Here is a 25,731-nt window from a genome sequence, read left to right as displayed (position 1 = left end):
AGAATGTCGCCATCTTGTACGCCAAACGCCGTCTGCTGCCCCAGTTTGCCCTGGTTTCACGGCAGTTCTGTGACCTTGACGCAACGTACCCGCCTGGAACGCGCCATCCCGCGCGCCCGAGGGGTGGCACCGGCTCGCGCGACCCGCGCACAATGAGACAGGGAAGAGGCAGCTCAGCCGGTGACCCTGCCGCCGTCGCCGGCCAGTCGGAGGGGTAAATTCCTCCTTTCGGAGGGCAACACCCGTCCATCCGGATGGGACCATCGATGCAGGGATTTATCCCAACTTGGTGTGATGCATCCCAGCAGGACGGATATCGATGTCAGACACAGAAGAGTTCCCGCTCGTCCAGTTCATGCGTGAGGGGTTCGACCCGGTGGGCGAGCTCGGCCGCATCAGGAACGAGCACCCGGTCTTCCCGATGGAGATCCCCGGAGGGCAGACCGTCTACCTCGTCACCCGCTGGGAGGACGTCCGCGCGGTGCTCGGCGACCACGAGCGCTTCAGCAACGACTTCGCCGGCGTGATCGGGCTCGGCTCCAACCAGGAGGACCCGGGCGGCCTGGGCTTCCGCGACCCGCCCGAGCACACGCGGCTGCGCAAGTTCCTCACACCCGAGTTCACCATGCGGCGGCTGCGGCGCATGGAGCCGCGCATCGAGGCCATGGTCGAGGAGTACCTCGACCGCATCGAGGCCAAGGGCGCCGAGGGCATGCCGGTGGACCTCATGGAGGAGTTCTGCCTGCCGATCCCCTCGCTGGTGGTGTGCGAGCTGCTCGGCGTCCCCTATGAGGAGCGGGCCGGCTTCGTCAAGATCAGCAAGGACCGGTTCGACTTCACCGCCGGGCCCGAGGCGTCGCTGCAGGCCATCAACGACGCGATGACGTACCTCGTGGACCTGGTCGCCCGCGAGCGGCAGAACCCCGGCGACGGCCTGCTCGGACAGCTGCTGCGCGAGCACGGCGACGAGCTGGACGACCGCACGCTGGCCAGCATGGCCGACGGCCTGCTCACCGGCGGCCACGACACCAGCACCAGCATGCTCGCGCTCGGCACCCTCTGGCTGATCCAGAACCCCGAGCAGGCGGCCAAGGTGCGCGAGGTCGACGGCTACATCGTGGACGTGGTCGAGGAACTGCTGCGCTACATGACGGTCGTGCAGGTCGCCTTCCCCCGCTTCGCCCGCGACGACCTGGAGCTGCACGGGGTGCCGATCAAGAAGGGCGAGATGGTGCTGTGCTCGCTCACCGGCGCCAACCGCGACCCCGCGCTCGGCGAGGACATGGACGAGGTGCGCCCCGGCCGCGAGACCGCGGGCTCGCACATGGCGTTCGGCCACGGCATCCACCGCTGCGTCGGCGCGCCGCTCGCCCAGATGGAGATGCGCATCGCCTTCCCGGCGCTGCTGCGCCGCTTCCCCGGCCTGCGGGTGGCGGGCGAGGTGCCGTTCAGGGAACTGGCCATCGTCTACGGCGTCAAAGAGCTACCCGTCGCCTGGTGAAGCGGTTACGTTCGCCATGTGGACGAGCACGTCATCGACCTGACCGTGATCAGCGCCGTCGTCTTCGACACCGACGGCGTGGTCACCGACACCGCTCGGGGACACGCGGCCGCCTGGAAACACGTCTTCGACGCCTTCCTGCGCGGCCGCTCGGAGCCGTTCGACGTCCGCGACGACTATCTGCGGCACGTGGACGGCCGGCCGCGGCTCGACGGCATCCGCACCTTCCTGGCCGCGCGCGGCATCACCGTGCCGGAGGGCTCGCCGGCCGACGAGCCGGGCGCCCCCACCGTGCACGGGCTGGGCCTGGCCAAGGACCGCTCCTTCCTGGAGCAGGTCGGCAAGTACGGCGTGGCCGCCTTCCCGCCGACGGTGGCGCTGCTGCACGAGTTGCGCAGGCGCGGCGCCCGTACGGCGGCCGTCTCCGCCAGCCTGCACGGCCGCAGGCTGGTCACATCGGCGGGGGTGATGCACCTGTTCGACCTCATGGTGGACGGCAACGACGCCGCGCTGATGAACCTGCCGGGCACGCCCGACCCGGCGCTCTTCCTGGAGGCCGCGCGCCGGCTCGACCTGCCGGCCGCCGGGATCGCCGTGGTGGCCTCGGCGCTGCCGGCCGTCGAGGCGGGCGGGAAGGGCGGCTTCGGCACCGTGGTCGCGGTCGGCGCGAAGGCGGGGGACACGGCAGGGGACACGGCAGCGGACACGGCGGGGGACGCGGCGGGGGACGCGGCGGGGGACGCGGCGGGGGACGCGGCGGGGGACGCGGCGGGCGGGCTCGTCGTCGTGGGTGATCTGAGTGAGCTGGGGGTGCGTGGGCGGGTCCTACCCTTGAGAGGGTGACCGTACTGATCGATCCGCCCGACTGGCCGGGGCCGCGCGGCCTGATGTGGTCGCACCTCGTCAGTGACAAGTCCCTGGACGAGCTGCACGACTTCGCGGGGCGGCTGGGCGTGCCGCCGCGGGCGTTCGACCGTGACCACTACGACGTGCCGGAGACCGTGCACGCGCGGGCGGTGGAGCTGGGCGCCGAGGCGGTCAGCTCGCGCGAGCTGCTACAGCGGCTGATCGCGGCCGGTCTGCGCCGCCGCAAGCGCCGCTAGCTCGGCGGTCATGTTGGCCCGCGCGGGCTCCTCCCACAACTCCCGCGCGCGCGGCGTGCGGAACAGGACGGGCGTGGCGAGCAGCCGGCGCAGCACCTCGCTCCGCCCGGCGGCGAACAGGTCGTCGGGCACGTGGGCGTACTCCTGGCGGACGGCGCGGGCGTAGGCGTCGTAGCCGGGGCCGCCCAGCACCGCGAGGTCGGCGTCGCAGAGCACGGCGCCGTGGCGGTCGCCGGGGGCGAGCGTGTCGTGGGCCGCCGTGAGGCGTACCAGCCTGGCCACCTCCGACACCCGGCGCGCGGGCACGCCGCAGCGCGGGAGCCTCGACTGGGCGAGCTGGGCGCTGCGCTCCTCGTCCCAGCCCGGCCTGCCGTCGTAGACGGCGTCGTGGAACCAGGCGGCCAGGCGTACCGCGGCCTCGTCGCCGGCCTCGCCGGGCAGCAGGTCGATCGCGGCGAGCACGGCGGCCAGGTGGTCGCGGGTGTGGTAGCGGCGGTGCGGCTCGGACCAGCGGGCCAGCAGCTCGGCGTGCACGGCGTGCGAGGTGCGCGACTCCCCCGCCTGCTCCGCCCACCGCGGGAAGGACGTCGCACCCTCGATCATGTTTCCACCGTAGTGGTAGCGTTCCTGGCATCGGTACGACAGGCGGAGACGCTCGGCGCCTGCCCCGGTGGCGGGAGCTGCGGGCCGTCGTGCCGCGAGTCCCTCGCTGGTCGCGCGCGGCCCGGGTGGCGGCCGCGGCCGACGTGGCCGATCTGCGGCGGCTGGCCGCGCGGCGGGCTCCGCGCATGGTGTTCGACTACGTCGACGGCGCCGCCGAGTCCGAGCTGTCACTGGCCAGGTCATTGGCGGCGTTCGAGCGGGTGGAGTTCGCGCCCCGGGTGCTGCGTGACGTCTCCGACGCGCCCACCTCGGTGGAGATCCTGGGCCGGCGCGTCTCGATGCCGGTCGTGCTCGGGCCGACCGGGTTCACCCGCATGATGCACCGGTCCGGTGAGCGGGCGGTGGCGCGGGCGGCGCAGCGCGCGGGCGTCCCGTACACGCTGTCCACGATGGGCACCACGACGGCGGCCGGCGTGGCCGCGGCGGCGCCCGCCGGCTGGAACTGGTTCCAGCTGTACGTGGTCCGCGACCGCGCCCGCACCCTGGAGACGCTGGCGACGGCGTCGGAGGCCGGCATGGACGTGCTGGTGGTGACCGTGGACGTGCCGGTGGCGGGGGCGCGGCTGCGCGACGTGCGCCACGGCCTGACGGTCCCGCCCACGCTGCGCTGGCGCGGCGTGCTGGAGGCGGTGCGGCACCCGGCGTGGTGGTTCGACTTCCTGACCGGTGAGCCGCTCAGGTTCGCCACCGTGGACGGCGCTCCCGAGGACCTCGCGGGGCTGACGAACCTGATGTTCGACCCTTCTGTGACGTTCGCCGACCTGGAGTGGATCAGGTCGGCGTGGCAGGGGCGGCTGCTGGTCAAGGGCGTGCAGCGGGCCGACGACGCCAAGGAGCTGGCCGCGCTGGGCGTGGACGGCGTGGTGGTGTCCAACCACGGCGGGCGCCAGCTCGACCGGTCGGCCACCCCGCTGGAGCTGCTGCCCGCCGTGGCGGCGGCGGCGGGCGACCGCACCGAGGTCTTCCTCGACGGCGGCGTGCGCAGCGGGGCCGACGTGGCGGCCGCGGTGGCGCTGGGCGCCCGCGCCTGCTTCGTCGGCAGGGCCTACCTCTATGGCCTGATGGCCGGTGGCGAGGCGGGCGTGGACCGGGTGCTCGCGCTGCTGCGGGCCGAGCTCGTACGGACGCTGCAGCTGCTCGGCGCGGGCGGCGTCGAGGGGCTGGGCCCCGACCTGGTCAGGCTCAGGGACCGCTGACCCCGGATCCCGGGGACTGCGAGAAGAAACGGCGCCATGTCAGAGGCGAAAAGCTCGTATTTCGCCGCCGCCGTCGTCGCTCTGCTCCTTCGCACGGGGACCCGTCCCGCGGAGAGGAGATCGCAATGGCGACCGGAGAATTCCAGGTGATGAAAGTGCCGGCCGAGCAGTTGGCGGGCATTCTCCATGGCCAGGTGGTCGATCCCGGGGCGCAGCCCACGCACGTCGTCCACTGTGGCGAGGGCTGGACCGTGGACGTGAGCTGGGAGGTCACCGGTGAGCTTGTCGACTGGCTGGTGGGCCGCTGGCAGTTGGAGATCATCGCCGACCGGATCGGCGGCGGCGAGTCGCGGCATCCCGCGCCGCCCGTTGAGATGACGTTCACCCCGGGCTCCGGGCGATATACGGCCTCTATACCGATGCGGGGGCAGCTGTCCCCCGGCACCTATGACCTCGTGGTCAACCTCACCACCACCACGGCCGCCGGCACCGCGGGGGCGCTCGGCGGATTCGTGGTGATCAGCAAGATCGCCGTCAAGGAGTGAGCGGCACCCGCCCCGGGCGGCGACCGCCCGGGGCGGTCCTGGGGACGGGCCGACGAACGAACCAGCACCAAGGCTGAGAAGCATGGCGATGTTATTGCAAGCCCCCCGCAAGCGGACGCTCCTACGCTCCAGCCCTGGCGGCCACGGGGCAAAGCAGGCCGCCGACTGTATCTGACGCTCTTGGGGGCGCTCTTTACTCCATGAGCATGCCCCGGGGGCGACGGGACCGGCACAACGGGAGACTTGATGTCCGACACTCCGATGACCGCCGACGACGTGCTGCGCATCGCGGCGTACAAGGACCGGAGCGCGGCACTCGAAGCGATGGTCATCGCCTACAGCTACCACCGCGTGGCCTCCGACCTCGCGGTCCACCTGGGCCGGGAGGCGAACAACTGGTACTGCTACGCCACCTGGACCTCCAAGGCCGTCGGGGAGAGCCTCGACCTCGGCCCCGGCTCGCCGTTCATCGAGGACTTCGGCCGCCGCCTGCGCGTGCCGCAGCGCTTCCGCCGGCTGTTCAGGGCCGCGCTGCTGACCCTGCTCGGGCCGAGCTACCAGCTGGGGCTGGCGCTGGCCAACCGGGCCATCTTCCTGGAGACCGCCAGCCTGGCGGTCAACCTGTGGAACGACACGCCCGACCGCTTCCTCAAGGTCAGCCCCGAGTCCGGGGTGACGCCGACGCCGCCGGAGTTCCTCACCGACCTGCTCTCGCCGGCCGATCCGCGCTACCTGAAGGACGCCGCGCAGCTCATGGTGGCGGCCGCGGCGACGCGGGACCCGGCCGAGCGGGCCGAGCTGATGCTGGGGGCGAACATCGCGCTGTCGGCGTACGAGCAGGCGCGCGCGCAGGCGGCGCTCGAACTCGTGCTCTACCGGCCGGTGCGCTGGCTGACCCGGGTGTCGTGGCGCTCGCTGCGCTCCCTGGTGACGCGCCGCCCGTTCCCCCGCTTCCGCCTGTACGCCGCCGCGCACGCCGACCAGCCCTGGCTGACGCGCACGCTGGAGGGCCTGTGGTCCTCGCTCTACACCCGCCACCTGTTCGCCGTGGCCACTCCGCTGAGCGACGTCAAGGTCGGCAGGCCACTGACCCCGCCGCCCGGCGTGGACCTCGACGAGGCGTGGGCGCCCATCCAGAACGAGAAGGTGCGCAAGCTGGCCGAGGAGTTCATCACCGAGGACCGCGAGGCGTCGCTGGCCGGGGTGCGCGACTGGGTGTCCTATCCCGACCGGATGCGCTTCATCGTCAGCTATTTCCGCGTCTACCAGAAGGTGGACGCCCTCTACCGGGTGCCCTTCGACAAGGAGGTCGCCGACGGGCTGGCCGAGGAGATGCGCAAGGGGCTCGTCCCCGAGGCGATCAGCCAGATGTTCGTCGACCGGCCGGGGCTGCGGCCGCGCAAGCTCTACCGGTACCCGTCGGCAACCGACCCCGACGCGTACGAGATGGCGCACTTCGACTTCGAGCCGTTCCTGGAGGCGATCCCGCTTGACCCGCCCGACACGTCCGCTCAGTCAGGCAAGCCCGGTGACTAGGTCAGTCGAGGAAGTCGCGGGTGATCTCGCGGGCCTGCAGCAGGCCGCGTAGCTTCGCGAAACAGCGGGCTCGGGTGGGCCCGATGCTGCCGACCGGCCTGCCCAGCCTGCGCGCCACGTCCACGTAGTGGGGCTCGGAGGTTTCCGTGAGCGCTCTGAACAGCACCCGCTGGGCCGCGGGCAGCTCCTCGACGAGCTCTTCGAGGGTGCCGGCCAGCCAGATCCTGGCCAGTTCCCTGTCGACGTCGTCGGTGCTGCCCAGCGAGTCGAGGTCGGGGGTGCAGATCTCCTTCGTCCTGCGGGTGAGCTTGAGGCACTCGCGGAAGGCGATCGTGGCGAGCCAGCCCGCCATGCGCTGGCCGTCCTCGACGCTCTTGAGGTTCTGCCAGGCCAGCAGCCAGGTGGTCTGCAGGACGTCCTGGGCGTCCTCGTGGCTGAGCCTGAACCTGCGGATGCGGGCCTTGAGCATGGGGCTGAACTCCTCGACCAGCCGCTCCCAGGCCAGCCCGTCGCCCTCCTGGGCGGCGGCCACCAAGGCTCCGGTGTCGGGGCGCGGGTCGGGGCGCGGGTCGGGGCGGGCGTCAGGGCGGGTGTCGAGGCGTTCCATGGTGTCCACGTGCATGTCGTTCTCCCTGCCGGTCCGGACACTCGGGGGGTCGACTCCGGCCGGCTCACCCACCGTGCGCCGGATGATCCGGAAAGACTGTTCCGGACGTGACAGCCTGGGTGTGTCGCTGGTCACATTTCAAAGATCGCTTGCCGGAAGCTGTCCCCCGCCGGAATGCGGCCTAGAGTTCTTGCATGAACGGGCGCAGCGGCCTTCCCCACGACGTCGAGCCGGTCGCCGCGGTGCTGGCGGAGATCCCGTTGTTCCAGGTGCTCGGAGAGAGCGGCATCCGCAGCACGGCGCGGGCGGGCCTGACCCGGCGCTACCGGTCGGGGCAGATCATCTTCCATCAGGGCGATCCGGGAGAGTCGCTCTACGTCCTGCTGGACGGTCTGGTGAAGGTGGTGTTCACCACCGAGCACGGCGACGAGATCGTCCTCAACATGCTGGGCCGCGGCGACACCTTCGGCGAGATGGCGCTGCTGGACGACTCACCGCGCTCGGCCTCCATCGTGACCGCACGGCCCGCCTGGGTGTTCGCGCTGCCCAGGGCGCGACTGCTGGAGCTGATGCGCGAGCACCCTGGGCTGGCCGACGAGTTCCTGCGGCTGCTCGGCCGCATGGTGCGCAGGCTCACCGACCAGGCGGCCGACCTGGCCTTCCTCGACCTCGGCGGGCGGCTGGCCAAGCTGCTGCTGCAGCTGGCCGACAAGCACGGCCAGGCCGGCGGGGTGGTGGACCTGCCCGGCCTGACCCAGTCCGACCTCGCCGCGCTGATCGGCGCCTCCCGCCCGGCCGTCAACCGGGCGTTGCAGTCGCTGGTGGCGCGCAACCTCATCGCCGTCAAAGGCCGCACGATCAGGCTGCTGGACGTCGCCGCCCTGCGGAAACGGGGCGGCCTCTGACCGAATCTGGAGTACGGGGCACATGAACGATCGCGAGAGGCGCTGGCCGGAGGAGAGATTCCGGCAGCTACGGCGGCAGGCCGATCCCGACGTCGACAAGGTGGTCGCCGGATACCTGCAGGAGCAGCCCCCGGGGCGGGGCGCGCTGGAGCTGGTCAAGGCGGTGGTCGCGGAGCTGGGGGCGGCCAAGCGGGAGGCCAGGGAGCCATCGGGGGAGCCGCCGGCGTCGCGGATCTTCGACGCGCTCGACTTCACCAAGGAGCTGCCTGAGTGGGGTGACGACCGGGAGCTGCTGGCCAGGGGACAGGCGGTGTTCGCCGACCACGGGCTCTACCAGTCGGCGGCGCTGTTCTTCGCCTGCCTGCCGATGGCGTACGCGGAGGTGTCCAGCGCCAAGGTGCTGGCCGGCGTCTCCAACCTCGCCACACACGGGATGACCCGCAGGGTCGCGGAGACCGGGCAGATGCTGGTGGACGTGATGGGGCTGAAGAGCACCGACAGCCTCCAGCCCGGCCGGCCGGGCCACACGACGGCGATCGGGCTGCGCATCCTGCACTCGTTCGTCCGCGCCCTGGTGGACGAGCGCTACGCCGACCACTGGGACACCGAGCGGCTGGGCGCGCCGGTCAACCAGGAGCTGCTGCTCGCCACGCTCTTCGACTTCTCCGTGGTGACGTGGGAGGCCATGGAGACCATGGGCGTGGTGCTGAGCGACGAGGAACGCGCCGCCAACCTCTACACGTGGAGCGTCTTCGGCCACCTCATGGGCATCGAGGTCTGCCGCGAGGGGCCGCTCACCCTCGGCGACGTCGAGCCGGTCAGCGCGCGCCTCGGCCGGCTGCTGGAGACCAGCGACGAGGGCCGCCTGCTGATGGCGGTGATGCTGAAGGAGATGGAGGCGTTCATGCCGCTGGGCTGGCGCAAGATGCCGCGCAGCCTGGTCCACTGGATCTTCCGGCACGCCTCCCACGGCGCCGGCCGGGTGCCCGAGCTGCTCGGCGTGCCCGCGCCCGCCTGGTGGTTCACCGCCCTGTTCGCCGCCGCGAGGGCCGCGCACGGCTCCTCGTGGCTGGCCGGGCCGGTGGACGGTGTGATTCGCTGGCTGGTACGCAAGGCCGGGCGGCAGATCGTGGTCGCCCTGATCGACCGCCACTCCGACGGGCAGGCGGCGTTCAGGATCCCCGACGAGCTGGCCCGCGCCTGGCGCATCAGGCAGTCGCGCGCGGCCGTACAGACCCGCGCGATCCGCAGGAACGTACGCACGAGGCTACGAGCGCCCGCCCGCGGGCGGAAAGGGCCGCACAGTGACAGCCCCACATGAGCCGGGCACGCTCACCACGGCGACCATCCTGTTCACCGACGTCGTCAGCTCCACCGCGCTGCGCATCAGGCTCGGCGAGGAGCGGGCCAACGTCGTCTTCCGCCGCCTGTACGAGCTGCTGCGCTCGGTCGTGACGGCGAGCGGCTCGTCGTTCACCAAGAGCCTGGGCGACGGGCTGATGGCGGTGTTCGACTCGGCCACGGCGGGGCTCGACGCGATCATCGCGGTCCAGCAGGCGGTGGCCGACGAGAACGAGCGCGCCATGGACAAGATCTCCATCAGGGCGGCGCTGGCCGCCGGCGACGTGTGCTGGGGGCACGACGACGTGAGCGGGCTCCCCACGGTGGAGGCGGCCCGCCTGGTGGCGATCGCGGAGGGCGGTCAGGTGCTCTGCACCGACCTGGTCAGGCGGCTGGCCCAGGGGCGCAGCAGGCACGAGTTCAAGGACCTCGGGCGGCTGCCCGGCAAGGGGCTGCGCGAGCCGCTGCACACGTACGAGCTGCACTGGCAGAGCGCCGACCACCACCTCGGCGGCGGGCTCGCGCCGTGGCTGGACGACGGGGGCGCGCTGCCGTTCGTGGGCCGCGAGGAGCAGCTGCGGGCGCTGGACGGCGAGCTGGCGGCGGCCGAGTTCGGCGGCAAGCTGGTGATCCTGGAGGGCGAGCCGGGCGTGGGCAAGACCCGGCTCGCCTCCGAGGCGGCCAGGCGGGCGCTCAAGCGGCAGTTCACGGTGCTGGCGGGGCGGTGCACTGATCCGGCGCGCAAGGCGTACGAGCCGATCGCGGGCGCCGTCGAGCGGCTGGCCCGCACCTCGCCCGCGCTGCTGCTGCGGGCCGGCATCGACCAGCAGTGCGGGCAGCTCGTCCGGCTGGCGCCCTCGCTGGCCGCGCCGCCGCTGTCGCTGGAGGTGCCGCCGGCCACCGAGCCGGTCTCCGAGCGCTACCAGCTGATGGCCGCGGCCCGCACGCTGATCGAGCGCCTGGCCACCGTACGCCCGGTGCTGCTGATCATCGACGACCTGCAGTGGGCGACGCTGGAGTCGCTGCAGATGCTGAGCGCCCTGATGTGGGACTCCGACGCGCTGCCGCTGCTCGTCCTCGCCATGGCGCGGCCGGTGCCGGTCGAGTCCGCGCCCTCGCAGACGCTGCCCGAGCTGCACAAGCTCACCGCCGACGCCCGGGTGATCCCGGTGCCGGCGTTCGGGCCCGACGAGGTGAGCGACGCGCTCGCGCAGTCGCGCGCCCGCGCCGACGCCGAGCGGCTGCACCGCATCACCGGCGGCAACGCGTTCCTCATCAGTGAGGTCATCAGGGAGCTGGGCGCGGGCAAGGACCTCGACGCGCTGGCCGTGCCCGACTCCGTCACCCGCATGGTGACGGCCCGCGTCGCGCAGCTCCACCCCGACGCCCGCGACCTGGTGAGCCTGCTGGCCGTGGGCGAGCGGATGGACTCGGCCGAGCTGCGCGGCGGCCTCGACCTCGACGAACCGCGCTTCGTGGCCGCCGTCGAGGAGGCCATGGGCACGGGGCTGGTGACGATGCTGGACGGCGGGTCCTGCCAGTTCTCCCACGAGCTGACCAGGACCGCCCTCTGCACCACGCTCTCGGCGCCGCGCGCCGCGCTGCTGCACGGGCGGGTCGCCGACGCGCTGCTCGCCACCGACCCCCACGCGATGCGGACCAGGCCGTACGTGGTGGCCGCCCACCTGCTGGCCGCCGCCGAGCAGGGCCGCGACCCGGCACGGGTGAGCGCCGCGGCCGACGCGGCCGTGCACGCCGCCCAGCACGCGCTGGCCGGGCTCGCCCACCGCGAGGCGGTCACCTGGTACCAGCGGGCGCTCTCCCTGCTCCCCGACTCCCCGGGCGCGACCCGCGAACGCCGCGCCGAGCTGCTGGTCGAGTGCGGCAGGGCGATGTGGCTGGCCGGGCACCCCGACGCCCGCCGCACCCTGCTCGACGCGGCCGACCTGGCCAGGGAGTGCGAGCGCCACGACCTGATCGTCACCGCCGCGCTCGGCGGCGACCGGGGCTCCGCCATCTCGGCGGCCCCCGACCGCGAGCGCATCGCGCTGCTCACCGAGGCGCGCAAGGTGGTCGACTCCACCGACGTCAGCACCCGCGCGCTGCTGGCCGCGCAGCTCGCCTCCGAGCTGATCTGGGCGCCCGACGGCGAGCGGCGCTTCGCGCTCAGTGACGAGGCGGTGGCCCTGGCCCGCAAGTCGGGCGACCCGCGCACGCTGGCCGGCGTGCTGGGCATGCGCAGCCTGACCATCATCCCCGCCGACCCGCTGCACCAGCGGCACCGCGACGGTGACGAGATGCTGGAGGCGGCCCGCCGCACGGGTGACGACCTGGCGCTGTTCCACGCGTACGTGCAGCGCACGCCCCCCGTGCTGGACAGCGGCGACGCCACCAAGGCGGCCGACCTGCTCGACCGGGCCGACGAGCTGGCGCACCGGCTCGGGCAGCCGCACCTCAACTGGCTGATCGGCTACTCCAAGGCCGGGCTCACCCTCATGCAGGGCGACCTCGCGCAGGCCGAGGCGGAGGCGGAGGCGGCGCTGCGGCTCGGCTCCGAGATCGGCCGGCGGCTGGAGGCGGTGGCCATCTTCTCCGAGCAGATCGCGGAGATCCGGCGGCTGCAGGGGCGGCTGTGGGAGCTGCGCGACCGGCTGCGCCGTGCCGGGCAGGCGCCCCGGGTCGATCCGGTGCACGCGGTGCTGCGTTACCTGTGCGAGCTGGCCGACGAGGAGGCGGGGCCGCTGCTCGACCGCATACTCGCCGACGGCGGCGAGACCCCGCCGCGCAACATGGCGCACCGGCCCGCGCTGGACAACCTGGCCGTGGCCGCCGCCCGGCTGGGCCGTGCCGAGCTGGCCGGGCGCCTGTACGACGCGCTCTCCGGCGACGGCGAGACGTTCGGCCACGGCACGGTCGCCCACCACTGCGGCCACCACTACCTCGCCCACCTGTGCGTGGCGATGGGCGACGAGCGGCGCGCCGCCGGCCACTTCGAGGCGGCCGCCGAGGTCCACGAGCGCCGCGGCGTCCCCCTGATGCTCGCCGAGTCGCTCCTCGACTGGGCCGACCTGCTGGACGAGAGCGACCTGGACGGCCCGAAACCCTCGGACCTGCGCAACTGGTGCCGCACCCTGCTCTCCGGCCGCGGCGCCCTGCTGCTGGACCGCCGCGCCACCACCTGACCCACCGACCTGTGTTGCCGTCCCTTAGGGACACCCGCCCAGACCCCGGTGGGGAACACCCCACCTCCTCCCGAAGGGACAGCGACACAGGCCGGTGGTCAGGTGGTGAGGGTGTGGCCGGCTTCGACGGCCTGGCGGACGGTCCTCGCGAGGGTCTCCTCCAGCGCCTCGCCCTGGGCTTCCAGGGCGGCGAGGCCGTCGGTGTCGTCGGTGTGGGCGAGCAGCGCCCGGTACGCGTCGTTACGGGCCAGCGCGTCGCGGGCGCGCAGGGCGGCGTCGGCCTCGGCGACCCGGTGGGCGTAGCGTTCCAGCCGGGTCACCCGGGCCTCCACGGCCGCCGCCGAGCGGTGCAGCGCCTCCTGCTGCGGCGCCAGCACGGCCCGCAGCTCGGGCGTGACGACGCCGCTCATGGCCCGCTCCTGCTCCTGCCACAGCCGGGTCTGGGTACGCAGCAGCACCGCGATCTCCCAGATCTGCCGGGGCAGCAGCACCTCGTTGGCCAGCCCGTCGAGCAGCCGCAGCCGCATGGCCTGCGAGGTGTAGACGGACATGACGGCCCGCCTGGCGCGTTCGAGCAGGGCGCGGGCGGGCGCGGCCAGCTCGGGCACGAGCACGTACCGATCGTGGAGCGAGTCCGCGGGCTCGCGGCGTGAGCGCGGGACGAACGCGTCGACGACGGCCAGCCGCTCCTGCTCGGTCAGGTCGGGGTCGGCGATGAAGTCCACGGTACGGCGGACGTGATCGCGCTCCCTGGCGAGCTGCCGGCGCTCGTCGGCGGCCACGTTCCTGCGGTGCAGGACGTCGTGCGCCACGATGAAGACGGCCAGCCCGATCGGGATGAGCAGCACCGTGTAGAGCAGCCCGATGTCGCCGAACACGCCGTGCAGGAGGAGGGCGGCGAGCACGATCGCGACGCAGATCGCCAGCGATGACCACGCGTACCCGCGGCGACCGGCCACACCGACCCCCTCACGAACGAACGAGTCCCGAGGCGTCCTGAGAATTCACAATAGCCCCGGAACGCCGACAGATCACGAGATCCCCGACAGACGGGCATCAGCGCAGGTAAGAGGCCCCGTTGAGGTCCAGGACGGCCCCGCTGGCCCATTCGGCCTCGGGGGAGGCCAGGTAGACGATGGCCGCGGCGATCTCCTCGGGCCGCGCCACCCGCCCGAACGGGCTCTGCGCCCTGATCGCGTCGCCACGCGGTGCCTTGAGGTGCTCGTTGGTCATGTCGGTCTCGACGAACCCGGGCGCGACCGTGGCCACCGCGATGCCGCGCGGCGCGAGGGCGATGGCCAGCGACTGGCCGAGCGCGTTCAGCCCGGCCTTGCTCGCGCCGTACGCCGGGCTGTCGGGCTCGCCCCTGAAGGCGCCGCGCGAGGAGACGTTGACGATCCTGCCGCCCTCGTTCATGTGCCGCAGCGCGCACCAGGCGGCGTTGGCCGCGCCCATCAGGTTGACGCCCAAGGTGCGCTGCCAGGCGTCCTGCCACTCCTCGTACGTCAGCTCCGTGATCGGGTGGTGCAGGAACACGCCCGCGTTGCTGACCAGCACGTCGATCCGGCCGCCCAGAGCATCGGCCGCCGCGTCCACCATCGACCTGACCGCCTCGGGGTCGGCCAGGTCCGCCTGGACCACCGCGTGCCCTTCGCCCGGCAGCGCGCCGAGCAGGCTCGCGGCGTCGCCGGCCGAGTCGCGGTGGTGGATGGCGACCCGGTCTCCCCGCTCGGCGAAGGCCGCCGCGACGGCCCGGCCGATGCCCCTCGACGCCCCGGTGACAAGTACTCCACGTCCACTCATCCCCCGCACGATAGGGGATGCTCGGCAAGCGCCTTCCGGCGGCCTAGGATGGACAGCGCCCCCGGAAACCGATCAAGGACAACCGGATGGCCGGGTGGAACGTCCCAACACTCCCGTCCCCTATCAGGAGTCACTCGTGGGATACCCGCCCCCGACGCACCACCGGCCGGCCTATGGGCCGGCTTACGGGCCGCCGCCCGCCACGCGCAACGACAACCTGCCGCTGATCGTGCTGTTCGTGGTCGGCCTGCCGATGCTGCTGTTCGGCGGCGGCGCGGCCCTCGCGCTGGTGCTGACCGACACCGGCGGCGGGCCTTCACCAAGCTCCGCGACCATGGTGATGCCGTCCAGGGAGCCGCTGGCCGACGCCCAGGAGACCACCCCGGCCCAGACCGACCCCGCCCAGACCGACCCCGCCCAAACTGACGCCGCCCAAACTGACACCGCCCAGACGCAGGCCGACCCCGTCCTTCAGCAACAGACCGGGCCGGCGGGGCTCGGCGGGTCGATCATGCTCCAGTCCATCGACCCCGCCCTGCGGCTCACCGCGACCGTCAGCCGCGTCATCGACACGGCCACGCCCGCCACCGAGTTCGTGAAGCCGGCGGCGGGCAGCAAGCTCGTCGCCGTGGAGATGACCTTCACCAACACCGGCCAGATCCAGTTCACCGACTCCCCGCTGCTGAGCGCCTGGCTCATCGACCACGAGAACCGCCAATACCGCCCCAGCGTCAAGCAGATCAGCGAGGGGCAGGACTTCGGCGCGACGGTGTCGATCAGCGGCGGCGACTCGCGCATGGGCGTGGTGGTGTTCGAGGTGCCGCAGGCGGCACGGGCCGCCAAGCTCCAGTACGCGATCAACGCCGGCCTCGGCTCGCAGAAAGCCGAGTGGACGCTGGCCTAGCACGCCGGCGGCGCTGACGTTCGCCAGCGGTGGTGACACCGACCTTAGTGATCATGGTCAATGCGATCGTCATGTACGCCGGCCCGATCGAGCGGGTCCCGGCCGGCCACCTCGACGTGGACGAGGCGTACGTGGCCGGTGCCCCCGACGAGCGGACCGGCACCGGACAAGCGAGCCCGGCCCGGCACGGCGGCCGCGCGCTCTGAGCATTCTCTGAGAATTGCTTGCCAAAAATGTCGATCGTCCTGTCAAGCACTTTGTCGTGACGGAGGCGTACATGGCGGACAACCCCCTCGACTATGTGGTGATCGGCGCCGGGCCCGCGGGCCTGCAACTCGGTCACTTCCTCCACAAGTCCGGCCGCAGCTACGTGATCCTCGAGGCGGGCGCGGCGCCGGGCCCGTTCTTCCGCACGTTCCCGCGCCACCGCACGCTCATCTCGATCAACAAGAAGCACACCGGCTGGGACGACCCCGAGCTCAACCTGCGGATGGATTGGAACTCCCTGCTGTCGGACGACCCGGAGCTGCTGTTCACCCGCTACAGCGACCGGTATTTCCCGCATGCCGATGACATGGTCCGCTATCTCGGCGACTTCGCGCGGGCCTGCGGGTTGCGGATCGAGTACGGCGCCCAGGTGGCCAGGGTGGAGCGGCCAGGTCCCTTCGTGGTGACGGCCGAGGACGGCCGGACGTTCGAGGCGCGGCGGGTCGTCGTGGCGACCGGGGTGAGCAAGCCGAACATCCCGCCCATCCCGGGCATCGAGACGGCCGACCTGTACGCCGACGCGTCCATCGACCCCGCCGACTACACCAACCAGCGGGTGCTCATCATCGGCAAGGGCAACTCCGCGTTCGAGACGGCCGACAACCTGGTCGAGACCGCCGCCGTCATCCACGTCGCCGGGCCGCGCTCGCTGCGGCTGGCCTGGCGCACCCACTACGTGGGCCACCTGCGCGCGATCAACAACAGCATGCTGGACACCTACCAGCTCAAGTCCCAGAACGCGGTGCTCGACGGGCACGTCAGGAACATCGAGCGGCAGCCGGACGGCACGTACCTGGTGAGCGTGGCCTTCGTCCGGGTGGACGAGATCACCAAGGACATCCCGTACGACCGGGTCATCGTCTGCACCGGGTTCCGCTTCGACGACTCGATCTTCGCGCCCGAGTGCCGGCCGGCGCTCGCGTGCGACGGCAGGTACCCGGCGCTGACGCCCGCGTACGAGTCGGTGGACGTCCCCGGCCTGTACTTCGCCGGCACCATCACCCAGTCGCGCGACTTCAAGCAGGGCACGAGCGGCTTCATCCACGGCTTCCGCTACGGCGTGCGGGCCCTGCACCGCGTGCTGGAGTGGCGGGACCACGGGGTGGCGTGGCCGGCCACGGAGCTGCCCGCCGACCCGGCGGCGCTGGCGGCGGCGGTGGTTTCCAGGATCAACCGCACGTCGGCCCTGTGGCAGCAGTTCGGGCTGCTGGCCGACGTGATCACGCTCGACGGCGGCACCGCCCGCTACTACGAGGAGGTGCCGTACGACCTGCGCGAACACCCGATCGGCGAGCACGGCCACTTCTCGATCACCCTGGAGTACGGCCCCGGCCACGACAAGGTGGACCCCTTCGACATCGAGGTCGCCCGGCCGGGCCAGGGCGACGCGGCCCGCGCGCACGAGGGCCACTACCTGCATCCGGTCGTCCGCCACCATCTCCCCGGGCAGCCGGTCGCCGTGCACCACGTGACGGAGAACCTGGAGAACGAGTGGGACTCCCCCGAGGTGCACGTGGAGCCGCTGCGGGCGTTCTTCGCCCGGCGCACGGCCGCGGTCCCCGCGTGATGCGCCCGACGATGAGCAGCCCCGTCCACGACCCGGCCCGCACCTCACCGCCCGTCCCGCCGCCCGTCCCGCTGAGCGACCCCCGCTACGGCCCGACGCACGGCCCGGTCCGCGACGTCAGGACCAACGCCCCGCGCGGCCCGATGAGCGGCTGGCGGCTGCGGGACTTCGAGGACGCCGCCCGCGAGCGCCTCGCCCCCGCGCACTACGACTACTTCGCGGGCGGCGCGGGCGAGGAGATCACGCTGCGCGCCAACGAGGCCGCCTTCGACCGGCTCGCTCTGGTGCCGAGGGTGCTGCGCGGCGCGGGCAGGCCGGAGACCGGCGTGACCCTGCTGAACAGCCGCGCGTCCATGCCGGTGCTGGTGGCGCCGACCGCGTTCCACCGCCTGGCGGATCCGCAGGGCGAGCGGGCGACCGCGCGGGCCGCGGCGGCGGCCGGGATCATCATGATCGTCAGCATGGCCGCCACGGTCGCCGTCGAGGAGGTGGCGGCGGCCGCGCCGGGCGCCGAGCTGTGGTTCCAGCTCTACGTCCAGCCCGACCTGGCCTTCACCGAGCGCGTCGTGCGCCGTGCGGAGTCGGCGGGCTGCACGGCGCTGGTGGTCACGGCCGACTCGCCGGTCATGGGCGTACGCGAGCGCGACGTCCGCAACGGCTTCCACGACCTGCCCGCGCACCTGCACTGCGAGAACCTGCGCGACCACCCGGGCGGCCCCGTGCGGCCGATCGCGATGTGGCCGGAGCTGTCGTGGGAGCACCTCGCCGTGCTGCGCCGTATGACGGACCTGCCCCTCGTGGTCAAGGGCGTCACGCACCCGGCCGACGCCAGGCTCGCGATCGACCACGGCGCCGCGGCGATCCTGGTGTCGAACCACGGCGGCCGGCAGCTCGACGGCATGCCCGCCGCGATCGGCCTGCTGCCGGACGTCGTGGCCGAGGTCGCGGGCGCGGTGCCGGTGCTGATGGACGGCGGGGTGCGGCGCGGCACCGACGTGGTCAAGGCGCTGGCGCTGGGCGCCGCCGCGGTCGGGGTCGGCCGTCCGGTGCTGTGGGGCCTCGCCGCCGGCGGCGAGGCGGGCGTGGCCGGCGTGCTCGGCCTGCTCCGGGCGCAGTTCGAGGAGGCCATGACGCTGTGCGGCTGCGCCGGCTTGGCCGGCCTGAGCCGGGACATGGTTCGGGACATGGTTCGGGACATGGTTCGGGACGTGGTGCGGCCATGCTGATCGCCGTCGTGCTGCTGGTGCCGGCCGTGCTGGTGAGCCTGCCGTGGTGGCTGCCGCGCCGGGTGGTGGCGCTGCGCGAGCGGGTGTTCGCCCGGATCAACGGCGACGAGGGCGTGCCCGTGCCAGGCGAGCTGGCAGGCGTCGAGCGTTTCCGCGAGCTGTACGCCCACCCCGCCGCGAACGGCCGCAGCAAGGGTGCGGCGCTGTCGGACCTGTTCTGGTACTGGCTGGCCCCCGGCCCCGAGATGCACCAGGAGCACCTGGAGCAGGGCGAGCGGTACGACGCCGTGGCCCGCACCACCCGCGCCCTGCTCGCGGTGCCGAAGGGCGAGGTGGAGGAACTGGCCCGCCGGTGCGCCGCGCGCGGCCTGGAGGGCGTGCGCGGGCTGGTCAGGCTGCGGGACCTGATGATGCCGGTGTGGGCGGAGTTCGCGTACGAGCTGGTCTTCGCCGAGCGCTGCCCGCGCGAGGCCCGCGACCTGATCGCGGCCAACGCCGACGACGTGGTCACCTCGCTCAAGTGCACGGGCCTGCGGCACATGGGCCGCCGTGAGCGCCTGACCCGCTACCTGCTGCCCCGCCTGGACAAGGTACGGGTGCCGCTGCCCGGCGGCCTGACCCCGCTTGAGCAGGCGTACTACCTGCAGGGCGCGTTCTTCAACACCGCCGTGGTGCAGCTCAGTGAGGCCATGGCGCATCTGCTGCTCGTCCTCGCCCAGCACCCCGAGGAGCAGGAACGCGCGCGCACGTCCGATGACCGCCACTTCGACCGGGTGATCAACGAGACGCTGCGGCTCTACCCGCTGTTCGGCATCGCCCACCGGATCACCAGCGGCGACATCGCGCTGGACGAGCACACCACGATCCCGGCCGGTTCCGTGCTGTGCTTCAACTATCCCGAGTTCCACCGGGCGGGGTTCGCCGACCCCGGCCGCTTCGACCCCGGCCGTTTCGATCGGCCCGCGAAGGAGCTGAACCACGTCCCGTTCGGCGTCGCGGCCAACCGGCCGTGCCCGGCCTGGCGGCTGGCGCCGATCGCGATGCGCGCGGTGGCGCGGGAGGTGCTCGGCCGCTACGTCCTCGACTCCTCCGTCACCCACACCAGATCCCTGCCCAGCCGCGGGCCCTGCCTGCTCACCCCGCGCGGGGCCCCGTACCGGCCCCGGCTCGCGCTGACGTACCTGCGGGTGCGCGACCGCTGGGAGGACGTCTGGCGCAGCCTCGTCCAGCTCGTCCTCGGCACGTACATGGTGTGGGACGCGCACCGTAAGAGGCTGTGCGAGCGCCACTTCGCCGAGGCCGCCTCCAACCCCCCTGACGCTTCCGATGCGGAGGACCGGTATGCCGCCCACCCTGGTCATGAACCTGGCGCACGTCGCTCCCTCTGACCCGAACCTCTCCCTGGTGCTCAAGGTCCTGCCCGCCCTCGTCGTCATCCTGATCACGGCGGCGATCTGCGGCAGGCTGGCCCAGCTCGTGATGCAGCCGCGCGTGCTCGGCGAGATGGTCGCCGGCGTGCTGCTCGGGCCCACGTTGTTCGGCTGGTTGTTCCCCGGGGCGCAGGCCACCCTGTTCCCGCCGGAGGTCCGGCCGGTCCTGTACGTGCTGAGCACCATCGGCCTGACCCTCTACATGTTCCTGGTCGGCGCCGGACTCGACCACACCGCCGGCACGCCGGGCGAGGCGCGCAAGGCGTCGGTGCTGGCCGCGTCGGGCATCCTGCCGTCGCTGCTGCTCGGCGCGGGCGCCGGCCTCGTGCTGTACGACCTGCTGTCCCGCCCGGAGGTGCCGCCGCTGCAGTTCGCCCTGTTCGTCGGGGGCGCGCTGTCACTGACCGCCTTCCCCATGCTGGCCAGGATCCTGTACGAGCGCGGCCTGGAGAACTCCCCGCTCGGCCGCCTGTCCCTGCTGGGCGCCTCCATCGACGACGCGCTGGCCTGGTGCCTGCTCGCCGTGCTGACGGCCATGCACCTCGGCGACGGCCCCGCGGGGGCGCTGCCGACGGTCGTGCTGACCGCGCTGTTCGCCATCGTCATGCTCAAGGTCGTGGCCCCGCTGCTGCGGCCGATGGGCGACAGCGTCGCGCGCACCGGGCGGCTCGGCCCGACCGGCATGTACGTGGTGATCCTCGTCCCCCTGGCGGCCGGCTGGATGACGGACTGGATCGGCGTCTACTCCGTCTTCGGCGGCTTCTTCGCGGGCCTCGCCATGCCCAGGAACCCCGAGTTCCGCCAGGTCCTGCACGGCCGCATGATGGAGGTCGTCTCGACCCTGCTGCTGCCGGTCTTCTTCACCTTCTCCGGGCTGAACACCCAGCTCGGCGGCATCACCGGCGGCGCCATGGTGCTGGCGTTCCTGCTGATCCTGGCGGCCGGGTTCGCCGGGAAGTACTTCGGGTGCTCGCTGGCGATGCGCGGGCTCGGGTTCTCGTGGCGGGAGTCGTACGCGGTGGGCGGGCTGATGAACGCCCGCGGTCTGATGATCCTCATCTTCATCAACATCGGGCTCGCCCAGCAGATGATCACCACGGAGCTGTTCTCGATGCTGGTGCTCGTGGCCGTGCTGACCACCGCGGCCGCGCTGCCGCTGTACAAGCTCGCCCTGCCCGAGCGGCTGGAGCCGACCACGAAGGCCGAGGCGCCGGCCGAGCGGCCCGTGGAAGTTCCATCCAGCTCCCCGTGATCGCCCAGGTGGGCGGGTGTGGACACTTCTTCTGGAAGGCCAATGAGACGGGTGGATCTGGTTTTTCCGCCACAGTGGTGTAACCGTGGTGCCGTGGCTGGGACTTCAGGCACGGCCGACCCGCCCTCCCGTCGGCTGCTGCTCGTCGAGGACGACCGCGAACTGGGGCCGATGCTGGTCGACCTGTTCACCGAACAGGGTTACACGGTCGACCTGGCGCTGGAGGGACAGCGGGGGCTGCACCTTGGGCTGAGCCGCGCGTACGACGTGCTCATCGTCGATCGCGGCCTGCCCTCGATGGACGGCATCGACCTGCTGCGGCGGCTGCGGCGGCAGGCGGTCACCACTCCGGTGCTGCTGCTGACGGCGTTCGGCTCGGTGGCCGACCGGGTCACCGGGCTCGACGCCGGCGCGGAGGACTATCTCGTCAAGCCCTTCGACATCGACGAGCTCCTGGCCAGGGTACGGGCGCTGCACCGCCGCAACCTCGACATGGCCACGCTGCTGCCGCTGGGCGAGGGCTGGCTGGACGCGGAGTCGCACATCGTCCGGCTGCCCAGCGGCGAGCAGGTGATGCTGTCGGGGCAGGAGTGCCGGCTGCTCAGCGCGCTGGCCGCGCGCCCGAGCCAGGTGCACACCCGCAGGGCGTTGCGCCAGCAGGTCTTCGACGGGGCGAAGAAGGAGTCGATCGTGGATACCTACGTGTACTACCTGCGCAGCAAGCTGGGCGCGGGCGTGGTGAGCACCGTACACGGCGTGGGCTACCGCCTGGGCGCGCTGTGAGCGTCATCGCGCCGCACCGCCCGGCCGACCCGGGGCGGCGTCCTGAGCCGGAGCCCGATCCTGGCCGCCGCCTGCTGAGACGGGCCCGCCGCCGGGTCACCGTGCAGGTGGCGGGCGCGTTCTCGGTGGTGCTGGCGCTGGTCGGCGTGCTGGTGTGGTGCGCGATGGTGCACAGCCAGGGCACCGCCGCGATGCGCGACCTGGCGGTCACGGCCGCGCGCTCGCCGGTGGCGTACCCGCCGCCCTGCGTCTGGCTGTACCAGCTGCGCTCCGACGGCAGCATCGCCGCCTCGCCCGGCGCGCCCGCCGAGCTGCCCCTGCGCGGCTCCATCAACCACGTCTCCGGCGGCGTTCCCGAGGAGACCGTGCAGGTCACGGTGGCCGGCCAGGAGTATCTCGTGCACACCCGCCGCCGGGGCGACACCATCGTGCAGGCCGCGCTCGACCTGCGTTACCAGGTGTCGGAGCGGCAGCGGCTGCTGCATACGCTGCTCGGCGCCGAGGTGGCCGGGCTGCTGGCCGCGCTGGTCGTCGGCCAGGTCGTGGCCCGCCGCGCCATCGCGCCGCTGGGCGAGGCGATGGCCCGGCAGCGGCGCTTCGCCGCCGACGTCAGCCACGAGCTGCGCACCCCGCTGACCCGGCTGAACACCCGCGCCCAGCTGCTGTCCAGGCGGCTGCGCGGCGGCACCGACCCGATCCTGCTCATCGATGAGGCCGATCACCTCGTCACCGGCACCAGGCAGCTCGGCGAGGTGGTGGAGGACCTGCTGTGCTCCGCCCAGTTCCAGCACCTGCGGCGGCCGTTCGGGCCGGTGGACCTCGCCGTCCTGGCCGCCGAGATGGCCGCGGCCGACGGCGCGCGGGCCGCCGCCCGCGGCGTGGACGTGCAGGTGCGCTGCGACGGGCCCGGCGACCACGTCGTACGCGGTGTCGAGTCGGCCCTGCGCAGGGTCGTCTCCGCGCTGCTCGACAACGCGCTCGGCCACACCGGGCCGGGCGGCCACATCAGGATGCGGCTGTCGTGCGAGCCCGGCGTCGTGCTGCTCACCGTCGAGGACGACGGGGTCGGCCTCGACCCGGAGGACACCGAGCGGTTGTTCGGCAGGTTCGAGGGGACCGGGTTCGGGCTGGGGCTGGCGCTCGTACGGGAGGTCGTGGAGGGCCATCACGGCACGATCACCGCGGACGGGCGGCCGGGCCAAGGCGCGGCCTTCACCGTGCGCCTGCCCGCCCACCACCACGGACTCACCGCCGAACCCCGCCCGGAACCGGCCTCGAAACCCTGAACGCCGTCGGGGCCGGGGCTCAGCCCGGCTCCTGGGACCCTCCGGCGTCAACGAGGACCCCTCGCCTCCGATGCCAGGCCGGGCCCCTGCCTTCGGGCCCGGCCTGACGATGCCGGCTCAGGCGCCGGACTCCTCCTGTACGGCCTTGAGCACCGCGTCCGCGATCGAGCGCGGGTCCACGCCGAAGTGCTCGCGCACCGACTCGCGGGTGCCCGACAGGCCGAAGCCGTCGGTGCCGAGCGAGGTCCACGGCTGACGTACCCAGGGGGCGATCTGGTCGGGCACCGCCCGCATCCAGTCGCTGACCGCGATCACCGGCCCGCGCGCCCCGGCCAGGGCCTCCTGGACGTACGGCACGCCGGTCGCCGTCATGGCGTCCCTGCGCAGCTCGCTCCACGAGGTGACCGACCAGACGTCCACGCCGATGCCGTACTCCTCGCGCAGCAGCTCCTGCGCCGCCAGCGCCCAGTGGATGGCGGTGCCGCTGGCCAGCAGCTGCGCCTGCCCGCCGCCCTCGGAGAAGCGGTACATGCCCTTGACGATGCCCTCCTCGACGCCCTCCGGCATGGCGGGCTGCGGCTTGGGCTCGTTGTAGACGGTCAGGTAGTAGAACACGTCCTCGCCGGCCTCGCCGTACATGCGCCGCAGGCCGTCGCGGACGATCACGCCCACCTCGTACGCGAACGCCGGGTCGTACGCCAGGCACGCCGGGTTGGTCGAGGCGATGAGCTGGGAGTGCCCGTCGGCGTGCTGCAGCCCCTCACCCGTCATGGTGGTGCGGCCCGCCGTCGCGCCGACGAGGAAGCCCCGGCCGAGCTGGTCGGCCAGCGCCCACATCTGGTCGCCGGTCCGCTGCCAGCCGAACATCGAGTAGAAGATGTAGAACGGGATCATCGGCTCGCCGTGGGTGGCGTAGCTGGAGGCGGCGGCGGTGAACGACGCCATCGAGCCGGCCTCGGTGATGCCCTCCAGCAGGATCTGCCCCTCGGTGGACTCGGTGTAGGCGAGCAGCAGGTCCCGGTCGACGGATTCGTAGCGCTGACCGAGCGGCGAGTAGATCTTCGCCGACGGGAAGAGCGACTCCATGCCGAACGTCCTGGCCTCGTCGGGCACGATCGGCACCCAGCGGCGGCCCGTCTCCGGCTCCCGCATGAGGTCCTTCACCAGCCGCACGAACGCCATCGTGGTCGCCACCGACTGCGCCGAGCCCTTGGCCAGCTTGTCGAAGGGACGCGCGTCGGGAGCCGCCAGCGGGTGGTGGGACACCTTCCGCGACGGCACCGGGCCGCCCAGCGCTGCGCGCCGCTCGGCCACGTAGCGGGCCTCGGGCGAGTCGGGGCCGGGGTGCGCGTACGGGGGCAGGTCGCCGTCGAGCGCGGCGTCGCTGATCGGCAGGCCCAGGCGGTCGCGCAGGTCGCGGAACTCGTCCTGGGAGAGCTTCTTCATCTGGTGGTTGGCGTTGCGCGCCTCGACGCCCGCGCCCAGCGTCCACCCCTTGACCGTCTGGACGAGGATCACCGTCGGGCCGCCCTGGTGGTCGAGCGCGCGGCGGTAGGCGGCGTACACCTTGCGCGGCTCGTGGCCCGCCCGCGAGCCGCCGACGATCCGGCGCAGCTCCTCGTCGGAGTGGGGCACCTCGATGCCGTGGAACAGCTTCTCGCGGATGTAGCCGCCCGACGAGGCGGCGAACGTCTGGAACTGGCCGTCGGGGGTCTCCGACAGCCGCGCCACCAGCTCGTCGTTCTGGAGCAGCGGGTCCCAGTCGCGGCCCCACAGCGCCTTGACCACGTTCCAGCCCGCACCCCTGAAGACGCCCTCCAGCTCCTGCACGATGCGGGTGTTGCCGCGTACGGGGCCGTCGAGCCGCTGCAGGTTGCAGTTGATGACGAACGTGAGGTTGTCGAGGCCCTCGCGCGCGGCCAGCGTCAGCGCCGCCGTGGCCTCGGGCTCGTCCATCTCGCCGTCGCCCAGGAACGCCCACACGTGGGAGGTCGAGGTGTCCTTGATGCCGCGGTTGAGCAGGTAGCGGTTGAACCGGGCCTGATAGACCGCGTTGAGCGGCCCCAGCCCCATCGACACGGTCGGGAACTGCCAGAACCCCGGCATCGCCCTCGGGTGCGGGTAGGACGGCAGGCCGCCGTCCGGCTCCCGCCTGAACAGGTCGAGCCGCTCCTCACTCAGCCGGCCCTCCAGGAAGGCGCGGGCGTAGATCCCCGGCGAGGCGTGACCCTGGAAGTAGACCTGGTCGTGCTCGCCGTTGAAGAAGTGGTTGAAGCCGACCTCGTAGAGCCAGGCGGCCGAGGCGTAGGTGGACAGGTGGCCGCCGAGCCCCAGCTTGCTGCCCCTGGTGATCATCGCGGCGGCGTTCCAGCGGTCGTACGCCGCTACGCGCTCCTCCAGCTCAAGATCACCCGGGTAGTCGGGCTCGTCATCGGTCGGCACCGTGTTGACGTAGCGGCTGCTCGTGGCCAGCCGCCGCAGCAGGAACTCGGCCCGGTCGGGGCCGGCCTCCCGGCGGACGGCTTCGAGCGACTCCAGCCATTCCGCCGTCTCTTGGGGGTCCCAGTCTGTCTCCATACATCCATCCTATGATCGATCATCCCATGTGCGAAGACGGCTAGGATCGTGGCGTGA

Annotated in this window: 22 protein-coding genes; 17 read left to right on the top strand and 5 right to left on the bottom strand. The window is 72.6% G+C overall.

Going from position 1 to position 25,731, the window contains the following annotated elements; all coding sequences use genetic code 11:
• Nucleotides 1-319: 319 nt before the first annotated feature.
• From AB0K18_RS31680 to AB0K18_RS31670, 3 genes are read left to right on the top strand one after another with little or no spacing between them, the layout of a single operon-like run.
• The gene (locus AB0K18_RS31680; RefSeq protein ID WP_364921563.1) at nucleotides 320-1,501 is read left to right on the top strand and encodes a cytochrome P450; all 1,182 of its coding nucleotides are present in this window, start codon (nucleotides 320-322) and stop codon (nucleotides 1,499-1,501) included.
• 18 nt (nucleotides 1,502-1,519) lie between these two features.
• The gene (locus tag AB0K18_RS31675; RefSeq protein WP_364921560.1) at nucleotides 1,520-2,344 is read left to right on the top strand and encodes an HAD family hydrolase; all 825 of its coding nucleotides are present in this window, start codon (nucleotides 1,520-1,522) and stop codon (nucleotides 2,342-2,344) included.
• Nucleotides 2,341-2,604, top strand: coding sequence for a DUF4031 domain-containing protein (locus AB0K18_RS31670; RefSeq protein ID WP_364921557.1), 264 nt, complete (start codon nucleotides 2,341-2,343; stop codon nucleotides 2,602-2,604). The genes AB0K18_RS31675 and AB0K18_RS31670 overlap by 4 nt, the downstream gene beginning before the upstream one ends.
• Here AB0K18_RS31670 and AB0K18_RS31665 read toward each other — a convergent pair.
• Entirely contained in the window at nucleotides 2,557-3,207 is a 651-nt protein-coding gene (locus tag AB0K18_RS31665; RefSeq protein WP_364921555.1) for a metal-dependent phosphohydrolase, read from the bottom strand. The two genes, AB0K18_RS31670 and AB0K18_RS31665, sit on opposite strands and share 48 nt — an antisense overlap.
• An 89-nt stretch (nucleotides 3,208-3,296) precedes the next feature.
• Here AB0K18_RS31665 and AB0K18_RS31660 point away from each other — a divergent pair, with 89 nt between their 5' ends.
• The 3 genes from AB0K18_RS31660 to AB0K18_RS31650 all read left to right on the top strand — a co-directional run bounded on the left by AB0K18_RS31660 (nucleotide 3,297) and on the right by AB0K18_RS31650 (nucleotide 6,544).
• Nucleotides 3,297-4,463 (top strand): alpha-hydroxy acid oxidase, encoded by a 1,167-nt coding sequence (locus AB0K18_RS31660; RefSeq protein ID WP_364921552.1) that lies wholly within the window; start codon nucleotides 3,297-3,299, stop codon nucleotides 4,461-4,463.
• Between the two features lie 125 nt (nucleotides 4,464-4,588).
• The gene (locus AB0K18_RS31655) at nucleotides 4,589-5,008 is read left to right on the top strand and encodes a hypothetical protein (protein WP_364921550.1); all 420 of its coding nucleotides are present in this window, start codon (nucleotides 4,589-4,591) and stop codon (nucleotides 5,006-5,008) included.
• Between the two features lie 246 nt (nucleotides 5,009-5,254).
• A complete protein-coding gene (locus AB0K18_RS31650; protein WP_364921547.1) occupies nucleotides 5,255-6,544 on the top strand; it encodes a hypothetical protein in 1,290 nt (429 codons plus the stop codon).
• Nucleotide 6,545: 1 nt separating this feature from the next.
• Here the strand turns inward: AB0K18_RS31650 and AB0K18_RS31645 are convergent, their stop codons facing one another.
• The gene (locus AB0K18_RS31645; protein WP_364921544.1) at nucleotides 6,546-7,166 is read right to left on the bottom strand and encodes a sigma-70 family RNA polymerase sigma factor; all 621 of its coding nucleotides are present in this window, start codon (nucleotides 7,164-7,166) and stop codon (nucleotides 6,546-6,548) included.
• A 179-nt stretch (nucleotides 7,167-7,345) separates the two neighbouring features.
• On the opposite strand from AB0K18_RS31645, the gene AB0K18_RS31640 reads away from it, so the two are divergent.
• From AB0K18_RS31640 to AB0K18_RS31630, 3 genes are read left to right on the top strand one after another with little or no spacing between them, the layout of a single operon-like run.
• A complete protein-coding gene (locus AB0K18_RS31640) occupies nucleotides 7,346-8,056 on the top strand; it encodes a Crp/Fnr family transcriptional regulator (protein ID WP_364921541.1) in 711 nt (236 codons plus the stop codon).
• A 22-nt stretch (nucleotides 8,057-8,078) separates the two neighbouring features.
• Entirely contained in the window at nucleotides 8,079-9,377 is a 1,299-nt protein-coding gene (locus tag AB0K18_RS31635) for an oxygenase MpaB family protein (protein WP_364921538.1), read from the top strand.
• Complete coding sequence (locus tag AB0K18_RS31630; protein ID WP_364921535.1) at nucleotides 9,361-12,579, top strand: AAA family ATPase; 3,219 nt, start codon at nucleotides 9,361-9,363, stop codon at nucleotides 12,577-12,579. The genes AB0K18_RS31635 and AB0K18_RS31630 overlap by 17 nt, the downstream gene beginning before the upstream one ends.
• 98 nt (nucleotides 12,580-12,677) lie before the next feature.
• Here the strand turns inward: AB0K18_RS31630 and AB0K18_RS31625 are convergent, their stop codons facing one another.
• Both AB0K18_RS31625 and AB0K18_RS31620 read right to left on the bottom strand, forming a co-directional pair.
• A complete protein-coding gene (locus AB0K18_RS31625; protein WP_364921532.1) occupies nucleotides 12,678-13,538 on the bottom strand; it encodes a hypothetical protein in 861 nt (286 codons plus the stop codon).
• Nucleotides 13,539-13,635: 97 nt separating this feature from the next.
• A complete protein-coding gene (locus tag AB0K18_RS31620; protein ID WP_364921529.1) occupies nucleotides 13,636-14,382 on the bottom strand; it encodes an SDR family oxidoreductase in 747 nt (248 codons plus the stop codon).
• 136 nt (nucleotides 14,383-14,518) lie between these two features.
• Between AB0K18_RS31620 and AB0K18_RS31615 the strand changes: the two genes are divergently transcribed.
• From AB0K18_RS31615 to AB0K18_RS31580, 8 genes are all read left to right on the top strand, one after another.
• Nucleotides 14,519-15,286, top strand: a complete 768-nt coding sequence (locus AB0K18_RS31615) for a DUF4352 domain-containing protein (RefSeq protein WP_364921526.1) — start codon at nucleotides 14,519-14,521, stop codon at nucleotides 15,284-15,286.
• A 53-nt stretch (nucleotides 15,287-15,339) separates the two neighbouring features.
• Nucleotides 15,340-15,492 (top strand): hypothetical protein, encoded by a 153-nt coding sequence (locus tag AB0K18_RS31610; RefSeq protein ID WP_364921524.1) that lies wholly within the window; start codon nucleotides 15,340-15,342, stop codon nucleotides 15,490-15,492.
• 71 nt (nucleotides 15,493-15,563) lie between these two features.
• Nucleotides 15,564-17,120, top strand: a complete 1,557-nt coding sequence (locus tag AB0K18_RS31605) for an NAD(P)-binding domain-containing protein (protein WP_364921521.1) — start codon at nucleotides 15,564-15,566, stop codon at nucleotides 17,118-17,120.
• Nucleotides 17,121-17,131: 11 nt separating this feature from the next.
• Complete coding sequence (locus AB0K18_RS31600; RefSeq protein ID WP_364921518.1) at nucleotides 17,132-18,346, top strand: alpha-hydroxy acid oxidase; 1,215 nt, start codon at nucleotides 17,132-17,134, stop codon at nucleotides 18,344-18,346.
• Nucleotides 18,340-19,734: a cytochrome P450 gene (locus tag AB0K18_RS31595; RefSeq protein WP_364921516.1), complete on the top strand. Its 1,395-nt coding sequence runs from the start codon at nucleotides 18,340-18,342 to the stop codon at nucleotides 19,732-19,734. The genes AB0K18_RS31600 and AB0K18_RS31595 overlap by 7 nt, the downstream gene beginning before the upstream one ends.
• Nucleotides 19,688-21,028, top strand: a complete 1,341-nt coding sequence (locus AB0K18_RS31590; RefSeq protein WP_364921513.1) for a cation:proton antiporter — start codon at nucleotides 19,688-19,690, stop codon at nucleotides 21,026-21,028. The genes AB0K18_RS31595 and AB0K18_RS31590 overlap by 47 nt, the downstream gene beginning before the upstream one ends.
• 93 nt (nucleotides 21,029-21,121) lie before the next feature.
• Entirely contained in the window at nucleotides 21,122-21,811 is a 690-nt protein-coding gene (locus AB0K18_RS31585; protein WP_364921511.1) for a response regulator transcription factor, read from the top strand.
• Nucleotides 21,808-23,097 carry a HAMP domain-containing sensor histidine kinase gene (locus AB0K18_RS31580; protein ID WP_364921508.1) on the top strand — a complete coding sequence of 430 codons (1,290 nt, stop codon included), beginning with the start codon at nucleotides 21,808-21,810 and terminating at the stop codon, nucleotides 23,095-23,097. The genes AB0K18_RS31585 and AB0K18_RS31580 overlap by 4 nt, the downstream gene beginning before the upstream one ends.
• Nucleotides 23,098-23,214: 117 nt before the next feature.
• On the opposite strand, the gene aceE is transcribed toward AB0K18_RS31580, so the two are convergent.
• A complete protein-coding gene (gene aceE / locus AB0K18_RS31575; RefSeq protein WP_364921505.1) occupies nucleotides 23,215-25,674 on the bottom strand; it encodes a pyruvate dehydrogenase (acetyl-transferring), homodimeric type in 2,460 nt (819 codons plus the stop codon).
• Between the last annotated feature and the right edge of the window lie 57 nt (nucleotides 25,675-25,731).

Source organism: Nonomuraea sp. NPDC049421, from assembly GCF_040677005.1.
Lineage (GTDB): Bacteria > Actinomycetota > Actinomycetes > Streptosporangiales > Streptosporangiaceae > Nonomuraea > Nonomuraea salmonea.
The sequence above is the reverse complement of the archived record's forward strand: the minus strand, read 5'-3'. Positions and strand labels throughout refer to the sequence as shown.

Bases quoted from the DNA above. Each gene is read 5' to 3' on its own strand.
- AB0K18_RS31680 (WP_364921563.1), top strand. From the start codon at position 320: ATGTCAGACACAGAAGAGTTCCCGCTCGTCCAGTTCATGCGTGAGGGG.
- AB0K18_RS31665 (WP_364921555.1), bottom strand. From the start codon at position 3,207: ATGATCGAGGGTGCGACGTCCTTCCCGCGGTGGGCGGAGCAGGCGGGG.
- AB0K18_RS31655 (WP_364921550.1), top strand. From the start codon at position 4,589: ATGGCGACCGGAGAATTCCAGGTGATGAAAGTGCCGGCCGAGCAGTTG.
- AB0K18_RS31650 (WP_364921547.1), top strand. From the start codon at position 5,255: ATGTCCGACACTCCGATGACCGCCGACGACGTGCTGCGCATCGCGGCG.
- AB0K18_RS31645 (WP_364921544.1), bottom strand. From the start codon at position 7,166: ATGCACGTGGACACCATGGAACGCCTCGACACCCGCCCTGACGCCCGC.
- AB0K18_RS31640 (WP_364921541.1), top strand. From the start codon at position 7,346: ATGAACGGGCGCAGCGGCCTTCCCCACGACGTCGAGCCGGTCGCCGCG.
- AB0K18_RS31635 (WP_364921538.1), top strand. From the start codon at position 8,079: ATGAACGATCGCGAGAGGCGCTGGCCGGAGGAGAGATTCCGGCAGCTA.
- AB0K18_RS31620 (WP_364921529.1), bottom strand. From the start codon at position 14,382: ATGAGTGGACGTGGAGTACTTGTCACCGGGGCGTCGAGGGGCATCGGC.
- AB0K18_RS31610 (WP_364921524.1), top strand. From the start codon at position 15,340: ATGGTCAATGCGATCGTCATGTACGCCGGCCCGATCGAGCGGGTCCCG.
- AB0K18_RS31605 (WP_364921521.1), top strand. From the start codon at position 15,564: ATGGCGGACAACCCCCTCGACTATGTGGTGATCGGCGCCGGGCCCGCG.
- AB0K18_RS31600 (WP_364921518.1), top strand. From the start codon at position 17,132: ATGAGCAGCCCCGTCCACGACCCGGCCCGCACCTCACCGCCCGTCCCG.
- AB0K18_RS31595 (WP_364921516.1), top strand. From the start codon at position 18,340: ATGCTGATCGCCGTCGTGCTGCTGGTGCCGGCCGTGCTGGTGAGCCTG.
- AB0K18_RS31590 (WP_364921513.1), top strand. From the start codon at position 19,688: ATGCCGCCCACCCTGGTCATGAACCTGGCGCACGTCGCTCCCTCTGAC.
- aceE (WP_364921505.1), bottom strand. From the start codon at position 25,674: ATGGAGACAGACTGGGACCCCCAAGAGACGGCGGAATGGCTGGAGTCG.